Source organism: Streptomyces sp. WZ.A104 (genome assembly GCF_002382885.1).
In the GTDB taxonomy this organism is placed as follows: Bacteria; Actinomycetota; Actinomycetes; order Streptomycetales; family Streptomycetaceae; genus Streptomyces.
In genome coordinates this window covers 14,628-28,582 of record NZ_NWVL01000089.1, presented here as the reverse complement: position 1 = coordinate 28,582, position 13,955 = coordinate 14,628, and the positions used below count along the sequence as shown (strand labels likewise).

11 protein-coding genes and 3 pseudogenes are annotated in these 13,955 nt (G+C 71.8%); 6 read left to right on the top strand and 8 right to left on the bottom strand.

The genetic code is table 11. From position 1 onward, the window contains the following. The 5 genes and pseudogenes from CIB93_RS32410 to CIB93_RS32390 form a co-directional block, all read left to right on the top strand. Window positions 1–761 (top strand): annotated as a pseudogene (locus CIB93_RS32410) (WS/DGAT domain-containing protein); the annotation flags it as partial. Beyond that, complete coding sequence (locus tag CIB93_RS32405) at window positions 758–1,483, top strand: bifunctional 2-polyprenyl-6-hydroxyphenol methylase/3-demethylubiquinol 3-O-methyltransferase UbiG (protein WP_096632116.1); 726 nt, start codon at window positions 758–760, stop codon at window positions 1,481–1,483. The pseudogene CIB93_RS32410 and the gene CIB93_RS32405, both read left to right, overlap by 4 nt. Window positions 1,484–1,487: 4 nt before the next feature. After that, on the top strand, window positions 1,488–2,384 hold the full coding sequence (locus tag CIB93_RS32400; RefSeq protein WP_096632114.1) for a hypothetical protein: 897 nt from the start codon (window positions 1,488–1,490) through the stop codon (window positions 2,382–2,384). A 79-nt stretch (window positions 2,385–2,463) separates the two neighbouring features. Beyond that, complete coding sequence (locus CIB93_RS32395) at window positions 2,464–2,682, top strand: Trm112 family protein (protein WP_096632113.1); 219 nt, start codon at window positions 2,464–2,466, stop codon at window positions 2,680–2,682. After that, entirely contained in the window at window positions 2,679–3,449 is a 771-nt protein-coding gene (locus tag CIB93_RS32390; protein WP_096632111.1) for an FkbM family methyltransferase, read from the top strand. The genes CIB93_RS32395 and CIB93_RS32390 overlap by 4 nt, the downstream gene beginning before the upstream one ends. Window positions 3,450–3,594: 145 nt before the next feature. Here CIB93_RS32390 and CIB93_RS39495 read toward each other — a convergent pair. Next, window positions 3,595–5,202 (bottom strand): annotated as a pseudogene (locus CIB93_RS39495) (serine/threonine-protein kinase); the annotation flags it as partial. A 190-nt stretch (window positions 5,203–5,392) separates the two neighbouring features. On the opposite strand from CIB93_RS39495, the gene CIB93_RS32380 reads away from it, so the two are divergent. Next, window positions 5,393–6,151, top strand: a complete 759-nt coding sequence (locus tag CIB93_RS32380) for an IclR family transcriptional regulator (RefSeq protein WP_096632110.1) — start codon at window positions 5,393–5,395, stop codon at window positions 6,149–6,151. Window positions 6,152–6,320: 169 nt separating this feature from the next. Here CIB93_RS32380 and CIB93_RS32375 read toward each other — a convergent pair. From CIB93_RS32375 to ccrA, 7 genes and pseudogenes are all read right to left on the bottom strand, one after another. After that, window positions 6,321–6,984 (bottom strand): annotated as a pseudogene (locus CIB93_RS32375) (Clp protease N-terminal domain-containing protein); the annotation flags it as partial. 102 nt (window positions 6,985–7,086) lie between these two features. Then, window positions 7,087–7,947 (bottom strand): AfsR/SARP family transcriptional regulator, encoded by an 861-nt coding sequence (locus CIB93_RS32370; protein WP_257002461.1) that lies wholly within the window; start codon window positions 7,945–7,947, stop codon window positions 7,087–7,089. Window positions 7,948–8,291: 344 nt separating this feature from the next. Next, complete coding sequence (locus CIB93_RS32365; RefSeq protein ID WP_096632106.1) at window positions 8,292–9,398, bottom strand: serine hydrolase; 1,107 nt, start codon at window positions 9,396–9,398, stop codon at window positions 8,292–8,294. A gap of 64 nt (window positions 9,399–9,462) precedes the next feature. Beyond that, window positions 9,463–10,683: a cytochrome P450 gene (locus tag CIB93_RS32360; protein ID WP_096632105.1), complete on the bottom strand. Its 1,221-nt coding sequence runs from the start codon at window positions 10,681–10,683 to the stop codon at window positions 9,463–9,465. Continuing rightward, entirely contained in the window at window positions 10,680–11,903 is a 1,224-nt protein-coding gene (locus CIB93_RS32355; RefSeq protein WP_257002458.1) for a cytochrome P450, read from the bottom strand. The genes CIB93_RS32360 and CIB93_RS32355 overlap by 4 nt, the downstream gene beginning before the upstream one ends. A gap of 54 nt (window positions 11,904–11,957) precedes the next feature. Continuing rightward, window positions 11,958–12,494, bottom strand: coding sequence for a nuclear transport factor 2 family protein (locus tag CIB93_RS32350; protein WP_179500321.1), 537 nt, complete (start codon window positions 12,492–12,494; stop codon window positions 11,958–11,960). Window positions 12,495–12,551: 57 nt separating this feature from the next. Beyond that, window positions 12,552–13,796: a crotonyl-CoA carboxylase/reductase gene (gene ccrA / locus CIB93_RS32345; RefSeq protein WP_257002457.1), complete on the bottom strand. Its 1,245-nt coding sequence runs from the start codon at window positions 13,794–13,796 to the stop codon at window positions 12,552–12,554. Window positions 13,797–13,955 lie beyond the last annotated feature (159 nt).

Here is a 13,955-nt window from a genome sequence, read left to right as displayed (position 1 = left end):
GGCGCTCCCGGACCCCGGTGCCGGCCCGGCCCGCCCAGGTGGCGCCGGGCTCGCCGGGCCCCGCACCGGTGCCGGGCAACGCGCAGCTCCTGGCCGAACTCCCGGTACCGCGGCGGGAGGCGGGCGCGCCCTACACGGTGAACGACCAGCTGATGGTGGCCACCGCCCTGACGGTCGCCGACTGGAACCGGGCGCAGGGCGCGCCGGGGGCCGACCGGCGGCCGCTGCGGATCACCATGCCGGTCGACGACCGCAGCCGGGGTCCCGAGATGCCGATCGGGAACGGCACCCGGCTGGTGGAGGTCCCCTTCAGCGCGTCCGAGGTGGCGCCCGGGGCGGACGTGGCGGCCCTGCTGCGCACGACGGCCGAGCGGACCCGGGTGCTCAAGGCGCAGCCGCGCCCACAACTGGGCCGGGCCGCCTCCCTGTTGACCGCTCCGCTGCTGCCCGTCGCGACCCGTGCCGCCCTCACCCGGGGGCTGCGGGTGGTGGCCGGTCCATGGACCTCGACGACCCTGCTGAGCAACATCGGCCGGATTCCGTACCCGTTGGACTTCGGTGACGCGGGCCGGGCGACGGCCGTCTGGTTCTCGGCTCCCGCCCGGATGCCCCGGGGGCTGACCTTCACGACGGCGTCCACGGGCGGCCGGCTGCATCTGGCACTGCGCTGGTCGCGCACCTTGTTGGGCGACGAGGACGGCGTACGGCTGCTGGACCTGTTCACCCGCCATCTGGCCGCGACGTCCTCGGAGGCCGTATGACCAGCACCGCTCCTCCCCCGCCCGGGCTGCGGGACTTCTACGAGAACCCGGCCGTCCCCGTCGCCTCGGGCGACGGGCGCAGCAGACGGCAGGCGCGCCTGCTGGCCAACGCCCTGGACGGGCCGGGCCAGGTGATCGTCGACGTGGGGTGCGGCGACGGTACGGCGGCGGCCACGGCGGCCCCGATCCTCGCCGGGCACCGGCTGATCGGCGTCGACTGGTCGCAGGACGCACTGCGCAGGGCCAGGCCCCGGATGGGCCTCGTGGTCCGCGGCGAACTGGAGCACGGCGGGCTGCCGCTGGCCGACGGGTGCGCGGACGCCGTGCTGTTCAGCGAGATCCTGGAGCATCTGGTCGACCCGGACCAGGCGATGGACGAGCTGCGGCGGGTGCTGCGGCCCGGCGGCCATCTGATGTTGTCCACCCCGAACCTGGCCGCCTGGTACAACCGGGCGCTGCTGCTGGCCGGGGTGCAGCCGGTGTTCTCGGAGGTCAGCCTGCGCGGGATCCACGGCCGCCCGGGCTCCGAGGTGGTCGGCCATCTGCGGCTGTACACCGCCCGCGCCCTGCGCTCGTTCCTGACGGCGTCCGGTTTCGAGGACGTACGGATCACCGGTGCGCCCTTCCACGGGGTGCCGCGTGCGCTGCGGCTACTGGACCGGGCGGCGTGTTCGGTACCCGGGGCGGCCTCCATCCTGCTCGCCCACGCGCGGCGCAGGTAGCGCGATGTGGTGGGGCGTCGGGGCGGCGCTGGTGGCCAACGCGCTGTACAGCGTGGGGTTCGTGGTGGAGAAACGGGCGCTCGGCTCGCTGCCCCCGCTCTCCGCCGGCCGGCCGCTGCACGTGGTCCGGGTGCTGCTCACCAGCCCGCTGTGGACGGTCGGTGCGCTGGCGCTGGCGGCCGGGTTCGGGGCCCAGCTGATCGTGTATCGCGCGCTGCCGATCGCGGCCGCCCAGGGCATCTTCGTCTCGGGTCTGGTGCTGCTCCTGCTGCTGTCCTCGGCGGTGCTCGGCGAGGAGTCGTCGGGGCGCGAACGCTATGCGCTGGGCGGGGTCCTGCTCGCACTGCTGATGGTCGTCGCCTCGGTACGCGAGGGCGAGGACGTGGTGAGCGGCGGGGCCCCGTGGATGCTGGTGCTCCTGGTCTGCGTCCCGGCGCTCGCGGCGGGCGTCTGGCTCTACGTACGGGTGGAGAGCCGGGCGGCCAAGCGGCACCGGGTCCCGACCAGCGGCATCGGGTACGGGGTGGCGGTCGGGCTGCTCTACGGGGTCAGCTCCCTGGCGATCAAGGGCACGTCCAGCCGTTTGACCAGCACCGATCTCGGTGAGGCGGCGCTGTCGCTGCTGGGGTCGCCCTACCCGTATCTGCTGCTGTTCACCGCGGTCGCCGGTCTGGTGATGTCACAGGCGGCGCTGCAACGCTGCCGGGCCTCGCTGATCGTGCCGGTGTGCACGACGGTGACGTGCCTGTTCACCGCGGTCCTCGGGACGCTGGCGTTCGGCGAGAGCCTGCCCGACGACCCGCTGCTGCTGACCCTGCGGGTGGCGGGGACGGCGCTGGCCCTGACCGTCCTGCTGGCCATGCCGCGCCACGATCCGCCGCCCGCCGCCTCACCGTCCTGACCGGCCCGTGCGTTCCCCCTCACCCCTTCGCCACTTCACCCTTTCACCCTTTCACCCCGACGACACCGAGGAGCCGCTGATGCGCCCCGACGACCCGCTGCTGGCCATCCTGGCCTGCCCGCTCGACAAGGGGCCGCTGGCCCTGCTTCCGGAGGAGGAGGCGCTCTACAACCCGCGGCTGCACCTGAGTTACCCGATCGTGGACGGCATACCGCAGCTTCTGCCCTCCTCGGGCAGAAAGGTCGATGCCGACGACCACGAGCGGTTCCTGACCTCGCTGAAGGCCTCGACCACGTGAGCACACTCGCCGCGGCGGTGGCGGCCAGACTGCCCGGGCGCCTGGTGGGCTCCGCCGCCGTCGCCCTGTATCCGCGCTTCGAGCCCGAGCTCCGGCGGCTCGCGGACTTCTGCCCGCCGGGCAGCGTCGCCCTCGATATCGGGGGCTGGTACGGCCCCTGGTCCCGGCGGCTCGCCGCGCGCTGCGCGGAGGTGGTCACCGTGGAGCCCGTGCCGCATCTGGCCGAGCATCTGCGGCGGACGCTGCCGTCGAACGTCCGGGTGGTCCAGGGCGCGGCGACGGACCGGGCGGGCACGGCGCAGCTGTGGTTCCCGGAGGGCGACCGGGGCGACCGGGGGGTCTCGTCGCTGGCCCGCCGTGACATCCACGCCCACTGCCTGGAGGTACCGTCGATCACCGTCGACAGCCTGGGGCTGCGCGGGGTCGGCTTCGTGAAGATGGACGTGGACGGCGGGGAGGCGGCCGCGCTGCTGGGCGCGGCGGAGCTGCTGCGCCGTGACCGTCCGGCGCTGCTGATCGAGCTGGAGAGCCGGCTCGGCCCGATCGAGCCGGTGGTCGGCACGCTGACCGGCCAGGGGTACACGGGCTGGCTCCTCGCCGACCGCGACTGGGTCCCGCTCGACGGGTTCGACCTGGTGGCCCATCAGAGCCGGACCGAGCACCTCGTGCACCGGGGCCTGCTGCACCGGGCCTTCGCACCGCGCCGGGAGCGGTACATCAACTCGGTCCTGTTCCTGCCGGACGGGCGGAGTCCGGGGGCGGCCTGAGCGGCGCGGGCCCCACGCGTCCCCGGCCGGAGAGCCGAGCGGGCCGCCGCGGAGGACTGTCCGAGGTACAGCGGCGCGATCGGCCCGTCGCTGGACTGGTCGCAGCGGGTGCTCAGCCGGTCGGCCGGGGCCAAGTGGCGTGTCGTCAGTTCTGCTTCGGCTCCTCGGCGTTGCGCCAGACCGTCAGGTCGATGCTGATGTAGCGGCTGGGGTCGTCGGCACCCGACTTGCCTCGGTAGGTCACCACGGCGATGTGCCCGGCGTCGCTGAGCACACAGACCTGCGAACCGGACGAGAGCTGGTCGAGGCCGATCTTCTCGGTGTAGCGGGTCTCGTCGCGGCAGACCTCCAACGAGCCCTTCTGCGTGTTCTTCAGCACGACCAGCTTGCCGTTGGCGCTGCCCACCTGCTCGTCACCGAAGAGGGAGTCCCGGTAGTAGTAGAAGTCCGCGTCGCCGTAGATGACACGGCTGCCCGCGTTCGCCGTCGGCCGCGGCGGGTTGTCGGCGAGCATCAGCTCGTAACTCGCCGTCAGGTCGATGCCCTCGTAGGAGACGGGCTCGGGATCGACCGGCTTGTCCTGGGACTTGTCCTGGGACTTGTCCGTGGAACCGCTGTCGCTCGTGGTTCCGCTGGAGGAGGACGACCCTGCCTTGTCGTCCGCCTTGCCGGACTTCTCGTCGTCCGGCAACAGCGCGCCGATGACTCCGAGGACGACCAGCGCGCCGACGACGGACGCGGCGACGATCAGGCCCGTCCGTCGCTTGGGGCGAGGGGCCTGAGGCTGGAGCCCCGGCTGTTGGAACCCGGGCTGCTGGAACCCCGGCTGCTGGAAGCCGGATGTGTGGTGCGGCGGCGGGGTGGCGTGCCCCTGGGGTGTGGCGTACCCCTGGGGCTGGGTGTGCTGCGACCAGGGGCCGGGCGCTCCCGGAGCGGGGGGTACTCCCGGCGCGGCCGGTCCGGTCTGCGTCGGCGCGGCGGCCACGGCGTAACCGGTCGGGGTGTAGTGGACCCCTCCCGGCGGCGGGGTCGGAGGGTTCCCCGGGGAGAACTCGGTGGGGGTGGGCGCGACGGTCGGCTGCGGGGGCGGCGTCGGTGCGGGGGCGGGCATCCGAAGGCGCTCCGTGATCGACCCGGCGACCGCCCGCGGCAGCCAGTCCTCGCCCTGGCGCAGCGGTTCGGGCGAGATCTCGTGGCACAGCCGGATGACCTCGGTCAGGTCCGGGCGGTCGGCCGGGTCGCGGCTGAGGCACCGGCTGACCAGGGACCGGAGCTCCTCGGGCAGCCTGCTGAGGTCGGGGTCCTCGTGGACGATCCGGTAGAGCACCGCGTGCGAGGGCCCGTCGCCGAAGGCGGGCGCGCCGATCGCCGCGTAGGCCGCGATCTGGCCGAGGGCGAAGATGTCGGTGGCCGGGGTGACCGTGCCGACTGCCGCCTGCTCGGGGGACATGAACGCCGGGGTGCCGACGCTCACACCGGTGCCGGTGAGGGCGGTGCTGTCGGCGGCGCGGGCGATGCCGAAGTCGATGACACGGGGGCCGTCGGCGGCGAGGAGGACGTTGGCGGGCTTCAGGTCGCGGTGGACGATGCCCGCGGCGTGGATGACGCCGAGGGCCTCGGCGACGCCGACCGTCAGCAGCAGGACGCTGCGCAGCGGCAGCCCGCCGTGCCGGGACACGGCGTGCGCGAGCGAGGGTCCCGGCACATAGGCGGTGGCCAGCCAGGGCTGCGGGCCCTCCGTGTCCGAGTCGAGACCATCCCCCTGATCTACGGTGACCGGGACATGACCGCACCCCGGAGTCCGTCGAGAGCGTACCGAATCCGCAAGCCCCCTCCCGCCACCTGTCGATCATCGCTGATCAGCCGTACGGAGACCGCTCGGGCCCTCCCGCCCGCCGGGAGACCGCGTTGCCGGTGGCCGGTACGGGGTCCATGCTGGGGGCATGGGTGACCAGGCCGGGCCCGAGCCCACCGTGTCCGTCCAGCGGGAACTCCGGTTGCTGGAGACCGCAGGGGCGCACCCGGACGGTGCCTCCGTGCCGGAGCTGGCCCGGCAGGCCGGGCTGGCCGAGGCGACCGCCCTGCGGCTGCTGCACGAGCTGGCCCGGGACGGCTATCTGCGGGAGCTGGACGACGGCGCCTTCGGCCTCGCGAGCCAGGAACCCGGCTGGGGTACCGACGGCGACGGCAGGTCGCTTCAGGAGCACGTCCGCCCACTGCTGTCCTCATTGCGCGACAGCGTCTCCGCCGCCGCCTATCTGACGTTGTACGACGAGGGGGAGATCCGGGTCGTGGAGATCGTCGACAGTCCGCGCACCCCGCGGGTGGACGTCTGGGTGGGCTTCGAGGACGCCGGGCACGCCACCGCGCTGGGCAAGAGCGTGCTGCGCGAGCTGGACGAGGAGGGGCGCGCCAGCTACCTGTCGCGGCACGTCCTGTCGGACCTCACCCCCCGTACCATCACGCGCCGGGAGGAGCTGTTGCGGCAGCTCGACTCCTCGCCCACCGCGCCGCTCTCCCTGGACCGGGAGGAGTACTCGCGGGGGACGACATGTGCGGCGGTTCCCGTGTACAGCCGTGGCCAGGTCGGCTCGCTCGGCATCTCCTTCCGGTCGGACCGGATGTACCGGACCACCGAGGTCAGGGCGCAACTGCTGGCGTCGGCGCGGCGGATCACGCGGAAGCTGACGCTCCCCGGGTGACCGCCCCGGCCCGCCACGGCCCGTCGCCCGCGATGAACGTGCTGTGCGCTCTGGGTGATCGCTCCGGGTGACTACAGCACCCAGAGCGATCAGCCGATCATGGAGCACGTCAAGGTGACCATCGTTCAGGCAGAGGCGTTCAGGCGGATTCCCGACCCGGCTCGGTCTACTCGATCTCCTCGGCCCGGCCGACCACGGGGGTCCAGCCTGCCCGCCTTCGCCTCCTCGGTGAGGTCCCGGCCGTATTCGTCCAGGGTCGTGGCGGGCTGCTTGGCCGTGGCGGGAGCCCCGTCCGGGCGCGGCGCCCCGTCCGTGGCGCCGCGCAGCTTCCCCATGTCCACCTCGTCCGCCCCCAGCAGCCGGGAGGCCCCGGAGCCCGCGTCGTCGACGAGCGCGCCGAGGATGTGCTCCGGGCCGATGTAGGACACCCCGGCCGCCCGTGAGCGGGCGTAGGCGCTGGTGAGGGTGCGCTTGGCGGCCGGGGTGAGCCCGGGCTCGGAGGACGGCTAGCCGGACTCCCTGGGCAGCACTTCGTCCAGCTGCGCCGCCAGGGCGTCGGGGTCCACCCCGGCCCGGGCCAGCACCCGGCGGGAGGGCTCGACCTGGGTGGCGGCCCACAGCAGGTGCTCCGTGTCCAGGTCGTCGGTCTTGTCCTCGGCCGCCTTGCGGGTGGCCAGGCCGAGGAGTTCCCGGGAGGACTCCGTCAGCAGGCGCCCGATGGGGACCCGCTGCACGGCGGGGGGCGACGAGGCAGGTGACATACCGAAGAACCGGCTCAACAGGTCGTTGAAGGGGTCGGACGGACCAAGGGGTGAACCGAACGCCATCGACATGTCAGCTCCAGGGACGAGAGGATCTCCCCCACTGAAACGCGATGTCCACCGGCCCGCAATCGGAGCGGGAGCGGCAGCGGAACCAGACCGTCGGCGTCGGCATCAGGGACCGCCGGCCAGCATCAGCTGCCGCGCCGCCCCCGCCGCCGGACCGGGCAGCAGCAGCCCGGTGTCGGCCTGGAGGATTCCCATGTGGGCTTCCTGGAGCTGCCGCCCCGGGTCCACCCCCAGCTTCTCGGCGAGTGTGCGCCGCAGTGTCGTGTAGGCCGCCAGCGCCTCCGCCTGCCGGCCGGACCGGTAGAGGGCGAGCATCAGCTGAAGCCAGTGCGGCTCGTGCAGCGGGTCGGCGGCGGTCAGGGTACGGAGCTCGCCGACGAGTTCCTGATGGCGGCCCAGGGCGAGGTCGGCGTCGATACGGGCCTGGACGGCCGTCGACCTGAGGCTTTCCAGTTCGCTGGTGCGCTGCATGACCGTCGCGGTGGCGTTGGCGTCCGCGTAGGGGTCTCCGCGCCACTGGGCGAGTGCGCGCCCGAGGGACTGGGCGGCGAGGTGCGGGGCGTCGGTGGCCAGGGCCGTCTTCCCCTCACGCACCAGGGACTCGGCCCGTACGGCGTCGAGGTGGTCCGGGGGGATGTCCAGGACGTAACCGGAGGGGCGGGTGAGAAGCCACCGGCCGTCGGGGTCACCCAGGACGCGGCGGAGCCGCAGGACGGCCACGGCCACCGCTTTGCGGGCCGTGGCGGGCGGGTTGTCCGCCCAGACCTCCTTGAGGATGTGCTCGGTCGACATCACCTCTCCCAGCCGGACCGTTAACGCCGCAAGTAATGTGCGCACGCGAATACCGCCGACCGGCTCCCCTGGCACTCCCGGCGTGGAATTCTCGGACAGGCGTACTTCCAGGGGGCCCAGAACTCCCACCTGCGGCGGGATTCTCGGATGCGTATGTTGAATCCAATGAGGCATGTTCGACATTGCCCCTCCTCCGGGGTCACCTACATCCGGCGGGCCGGAATACGATGGCGTGTCAACATACTTGCACCGGCTCCCATCGTGATCAAGGGAGTTCCGAAACCGCGGGCCCTGTTGTGCGATAGATCACCCGTCCGCGGTTAGCCGTGGATCGGCTGTGTTTCGGCCGGATTTCAGCAGGGGCCGGACGGAGATCACGCGGCGCGGTCCCGCGCGGGGAACGGCGGAGGAAGTCCGTTCCCGCGCGGGCCGGATGGGCGGGGGTGGTGCGGGGCGCGGGCACAAGGGCCGGACCCGCTCCCGCGGTTCGGCACGTCGCCGGTGTCGGGGCGCTCGGGTCACCCCCCGTCGCACGCGGCCAGCACGAGGTCGCTGACCTCGCGGAGCCGTCCGATGCCGGCACCGAACTCGGGCTGGAGGTTGGACAGGTAGGCGAGGACCAGATCGCGTTCGGGGTCGGCCCACACGACACTGGAGGTGGTGCCGCAGTGCCCGAACGCGGTCGCCGAGCTCGCACCGCCCATGACCTGGGCCAGGTCCTGCGGGTGTTCGCCCGGGCCGCCGAGCATGAATCCGTGGGACCAGCGGACGGGACGTTTCAGGGAAGCGTCGGTTCCGCCGTCATTGGACGGCTTCCGCGCCTCTTCGACCGTCTCTTGGCGCAGCACCCGGACACCGTCGAGCACGCCACCTTCCAAAAGCATCTGATAAAAGCTGGCAAACTGTGCGGCGGTGCCGGAAAGACCGGCCGACGGGATGACGGCCTGCCGGTATCGGCGACCGTTGCTCATCCACTGATTGATCAATTCGGACGGATGGTCAGCTTTTGCCGGAACATGTCGGGACCATGCATGATCAGGCAATCCCATGTGCAAATCATTGAGGCCGATCGGGGTGAAGAGCTCAGAGGTGACGAAATCGCGGAAGGACCGGCCGCTGACCCGCCGCACCAGCTCACCGAGGATGAACCCGAAGCTCATGAAGTGGTAGGCGGCCACCTCGCCGCCCGGCCACTTGGGCCGGGACTGTTCGAGGTCGCGCACGGAGCGCTCCCAGTCGCGGGCGGTCCGCATGGTCCGCACCATCCCCCGCCCGACCGGCACTCCCGCCCGGTGCTGAAGGACGTGCCGGACGGTCACCGCTTCCTTGCCGTGCTGGGCGAACTCCGGCCAGTACGAGGCGACCGGCCGGTCCAGTGCGATCCGGCCGCGCTCCGCGAGCGCGTGCACGGCGAGCGCGGCGATGGGCTTGGTCGCGGCGTACGCGAGGAAGAGCGAGTCGGGGGAACAGCCGAACGAGCGGTCCAGGACCACGGAGCCCCGCCGCAGGACGCACAGTTGCGCCGCTCCGCCCCGCGCCGCCACCACATCGGTGAGCCGCTGGAGCACCTCGGGGTCCATGCCTGTTTCCTTCGGGCCCTGTTCCCGTTCATGGGTGGCGGTCATCGGGGTCGTCCCACCTTTCTGCACCGGTGTCGGATGGTTGTCGGGAAGTCATGTGCGGCGCGCCTCACCAGGCGACCGGCATGGTGTGCATGCCGCGGACCATCAGTCCCGCCTTCCACGAGAGGCTCTCCTCGGGGACGGCCAGGCGCAGCGCCGGGAAGCGTACGAACAGGGTCTTCAGGGTGATCTGGAGCTCCACACGGGCCAGTTGGGCGCCCAGGCAGTGGTGCGGACCGGCGCCGAAGCCGAGGTGGGGGTTCGGGCGGCGGGTGAGGTCCAGGGTGTCGGGGTCGGTGAAGATCTCCGGATCGCGGTTGGCGGCGCCCATCGACGGCACCACCGTCTCCCCGGCCGCCACCAGGACGCCGCCGAGTTCGACGTCCTCGGTGGCCGTGCGGGGAAAGCCGTCGACGGTGCCGATCGGCACGAAGCGCAGCAGTTCCTCGACGGCGTCGGGGATCAGGTCGTGATCGCCCCTCAGACGCTCCAGAAGATCCGGGTTGCGGAACAGGAGGTAGAGGAAGTTGGGGATCTGGCTGGCCGAGGTCTCGTATCCGGCGATGAGGATCGCCTCGGCGAGCCGCACCAGCTCCCCTTCGGTGAGCTTGTCCTCCTCGTCCCGGGCGGTCACCAGGGAGCCGATCAGGTCCTCGGTGGGCCGCACCCGGCGCTGGGCCACGAGCCCGCCGAGGTAGTCGTGCATCCGCATCATGTGGTCGCGCACCTCGGCGGGGGTGTGCGCGGTGGTCGTGAGCAGCGCGTCCGACCAGACGCAGAACCGCTTGCGGTCCTCGGGCGGCACACCGAGCAGTTCGCAGATCATCGAGACGGCGAACGGCAGCGAGAAGTCCTCGACCAGGTCCGCGGGCGGCCCGGTCTCCTCCATGGTGTCGAGCAGCCGGTCGGCGGTGGCCTGGATGAGGGGGCGCATGCCCTCCACCCGGCGTGGTGTGAAGACCTTGCCGACCAGGCGGCGCAGCCGGGCGTGATCGGGTCCCTCCACGCTCAGCACCGCGTCGGGCGGCGGCTGGTGCGGCAGGAACCGGGGGGCGCCTGGGGCGACCGCCAGGGCCCGGGAGAACCTCCGGTCCGCGAACACCTTGCGCACGTCCTCGTACCGGGTGGCGAGCCAGGCCTCACCGCCGTACGGCAACGTGACGCGCTGCAGGGGCTGTTCGCGGCGCAGCGGATCCCAGTACGGGTCCGGCTCCAGCCGGTCGGGGGCGTGGAAGGGGTAGGCGGGGGCCGTGCCGGCGGCGAACGGACAGGTCGGCGGGGCGTTCATCGGGCCTCGCCCCAGGTCACGGGGAGCTTGTACACGCCGTACACGATCTGGTCGTCGCGCCACGGGATGTCCTCGATCTCCGCCGCCATGCGCAGGTCGGGGAAGCGCTTGACCAGGCCGCGCCAGGCGCAGCGCATCTCGACGCGGGCCAGCTCCATGCCCAGGCACAGGTGGATGCCGTGGCCGAAGGCGAGGTGCGGGTTGTGCTCGCGGGTGATGTCGAGGCGGTCGGGGTCGGGGAAGACCTCGGGGTCGCGGTTGGCCGCGGGCAGCGAGGCAAGCAAGGTCTCGCCGGGCCTGACCGGGTGGCCCGCGATCTCCATGTCGGCGGTGACACCGCGGGGCAGGCCCTGCTGCACGATGGTCTGGTGGCGCAGCAGTTCCTCGACGGCCTGGTCGATCAGACCGATGTCGTTGCGCAGCAGGTCCCACTGGTCGGGGTTGCGCAGGAGGGTGTAGGTGCCGATGCCGAGCATGTTCGCTGAGGTCTCGTGACCCGCGATCAGCATCAGCACGCCGATGCCCGCCACTTCCAGGTCGGTGAGGGCCGGCTGGGCGTCGGGGTCCTGGATGAGGTGGCTGAGCAGGTCGTCACCGGGGTTCTTCCGCTTGGCGGCGCACAGGTCGACCATGAACTGGTTCATCCGGGCGCCGAGCGCCCCCAGTTCCTCGGGGGTGGCCTCCAGGTCCTGGAGCCGCAGCACCAGGTCCATGAACTCGACGCGGTCGTCGTAGCGGATGCCCATCAGCTCGCAGATGACGAGCAGCGGGATGGGCAGGGCGAACGACTGGACCAGGTCGGCCGTTCCGCCCTCGGCCTCCATCGCGTCGAGGGTGTCGGTGACGATCTGCTCGATGCGCGGCTCCAGCTTGCGGATCGCCCGCATGGTGAACCACTTGGTCAGCAGACGGCGGTAGCGCGTGTGGTGGGGCGGGTCCATGAAGATGAGGAAGCCCGGCAGGTACTGCTCGGCGCGCATCTCCGGGGCCAGGTTCCGCCAGGGCTGGGGGGTCTTGCCGGGGTGCGAGCTGACGTCGCGGGCGGCCAGCGCGGCGCGCACGTCGGCGTGCCGGGTCAGGAGCCAGCCCTCGGAGTCGTCGGCGAACCGCATCCGGCTGATGGGGTCGGACTCGCGCAGCTCCGCAAGCTCGGGCGGCGGCGAGAAGGGGCAGGTGCGCTGCCTGGGCAGCGTCGGCGGACGCTGCTCGGTGTCGGACACGGGAACTCCTCGGGACGTGGGGAGGGTCGGGGCTGGCCTGCCGGGCGGTCCGGCTCAGACCGAAGGGGCGTCCGGGCCGCTCAGCGGGAGCGCCTGGTAGCTGACGTCGGTGGTGTCGCGGCGGGACGGGTTGAAGCCGGCCTGCGCCTCGGCGGGGTCGAGCGGCACCTCCTGGACGAGGCTGAAGTCGTTCAGGACCACCCGGCGGGCGATCCTCCAGACGCCGTCCCGCCGTTCGAAACGGTCGATGTAGCGTCCGGCGAACTGTTCGACGCGCTTGACGCCGTCGTTCTCGCGGTGGTGGTAGGCGGTGCAGTAGGTCTCCACGCCCGCGGTGTCGCCGTCGAGCTCGATGGTGGTGCCGTGCAGGGTGTGCAGGGTGCCGGTGTAGGTGTCGCGCAGGATCGGGACGATCTGCTTGACGAAGTCGTGGGCGTTGCCGCGGAGGATGCCCCGGTCGTCGTGCGCGTCGTCGTGGTAGGCGGACTTGACCAGTTCCTCGTCGAGGCGGTCGAGGCCGCGGCAGTAGCGCTGGAGGACGGCGCGGATCTCGCGCTCGCTCCACAGGATGTCGAGCTGGTTGCGGTCCATGGGAAATCCTTCTTTCGTTCGTCTGTTCATCGGGGAGTCCAGCCGGGCGGCCGGGCTTCAGGAAAGCTCTGTCATTCCGGTGCGTGGCGCGTTGACCAGGACCGCCTGGTTTCCCTGCGGATGCTGGTTGTCGTGCATGAGCTGGTGCGCCTTGCCGATGTCGTCGAATTCGCCGGTCCAGGACAGGCAGGGGTCGAGCTGCCCGGTGGAGACCAGGTGGATGACGTCTCGGCACTCCCGGAGGTTGGCGAAGTGCGAACCCTGGAGGCGCTTCTGGCGCATCCACAGGAAACGGAGGTCGATATCGGCGTTGTAGCCGGTGGTGCCGCCGCAGATGACGACCATGCCCGCGGTGTCGCAGAGGTACATGGAGGTCGGGATGGTGTCCTGACCGCTGTGTTCCAGGACGATCCGGGGGGCCCGGCGTTCCCCGAGCGCCTCCCAGAAGGCGCGGCCGAAGGCCCGTACGCCCTCGGTCCACCGGCCCATCGCCGCCTGGTCGCCGATGTCGGGCAGCCGGCCCCAGTGGTCGAAGCCGAGGCGGTTCACGGTGCCGACGGCGCCGAGATCGCGGCAGTAGCGGGCCCGCTCCTCGTCGGAGACCACGGCGACGGGCAGACCGCCGCAGGCGCGGGTGATCTGGATGGCCATGGAGCCGAGACCGCCCGCCCCGCCCCAGATGAGGACGGGGTCGCCGGGGCGTACCTCATGGGGCGCCCAGCCGCGCAGCTGACGGTAGGCGGTGGCCCCGGTGAGGAGGAAGCAGGCCGCTTCCTCCCAGGTCAGGCCGGGTGGCTTGGGGTGGCACTGGTAGTCGTCGACGAGGGCGAACTGGGCGAAGGAGCCGTAGTTGCTCTCGTATCCCCACACCGACTGGGAGGCCGAGGTCATGGGGTCGGCCCCGAGCCGGATGTCGGGCGAGGACTCGGTCCACCGGCAGCCGGACAGGATCACCTCGTCACCGACGGCGACCTGGGTGACGCCCTCCCCGACGGCCCACACGACACCGGAGCCCTCGGAGCCGCCGATGTGGAAGTCCTCGCGCTCGCCCTGCTTCATACGGGACGAGATCACGTCGACGGGCCTTCCGAGGGACGCCCATACGTTGTTGTAGTTGATGCCCGCGGCCATGACGTAGACGAGGACCTGGCCGGGGCCGGCCTCCGGCACGTCCACGACCTCGTTGCGGAACGCCCGGTGGGGTTCTCCGTAACGCTCCCGGCGGATGACCGAGGCGTACATCTGCCGGGGCACGGTGCCGATCGGGGGTACGTCCCCCAGTTCGTAAAGAGAATCTCGCACGCGAAAACCGTCTCAATACCGTCAGGTGCCGGATGAAGGAAATAAGGCGAAGGGAATGCGCGGGAAAAGAGCGCCGAGGAAAAGCGACAGAGAGCCGACGCGAAGGCCGGGGCGCCCTCCGCGGAATGCGGCGGGCCGAACGGGGAGGGGAACCCTCAG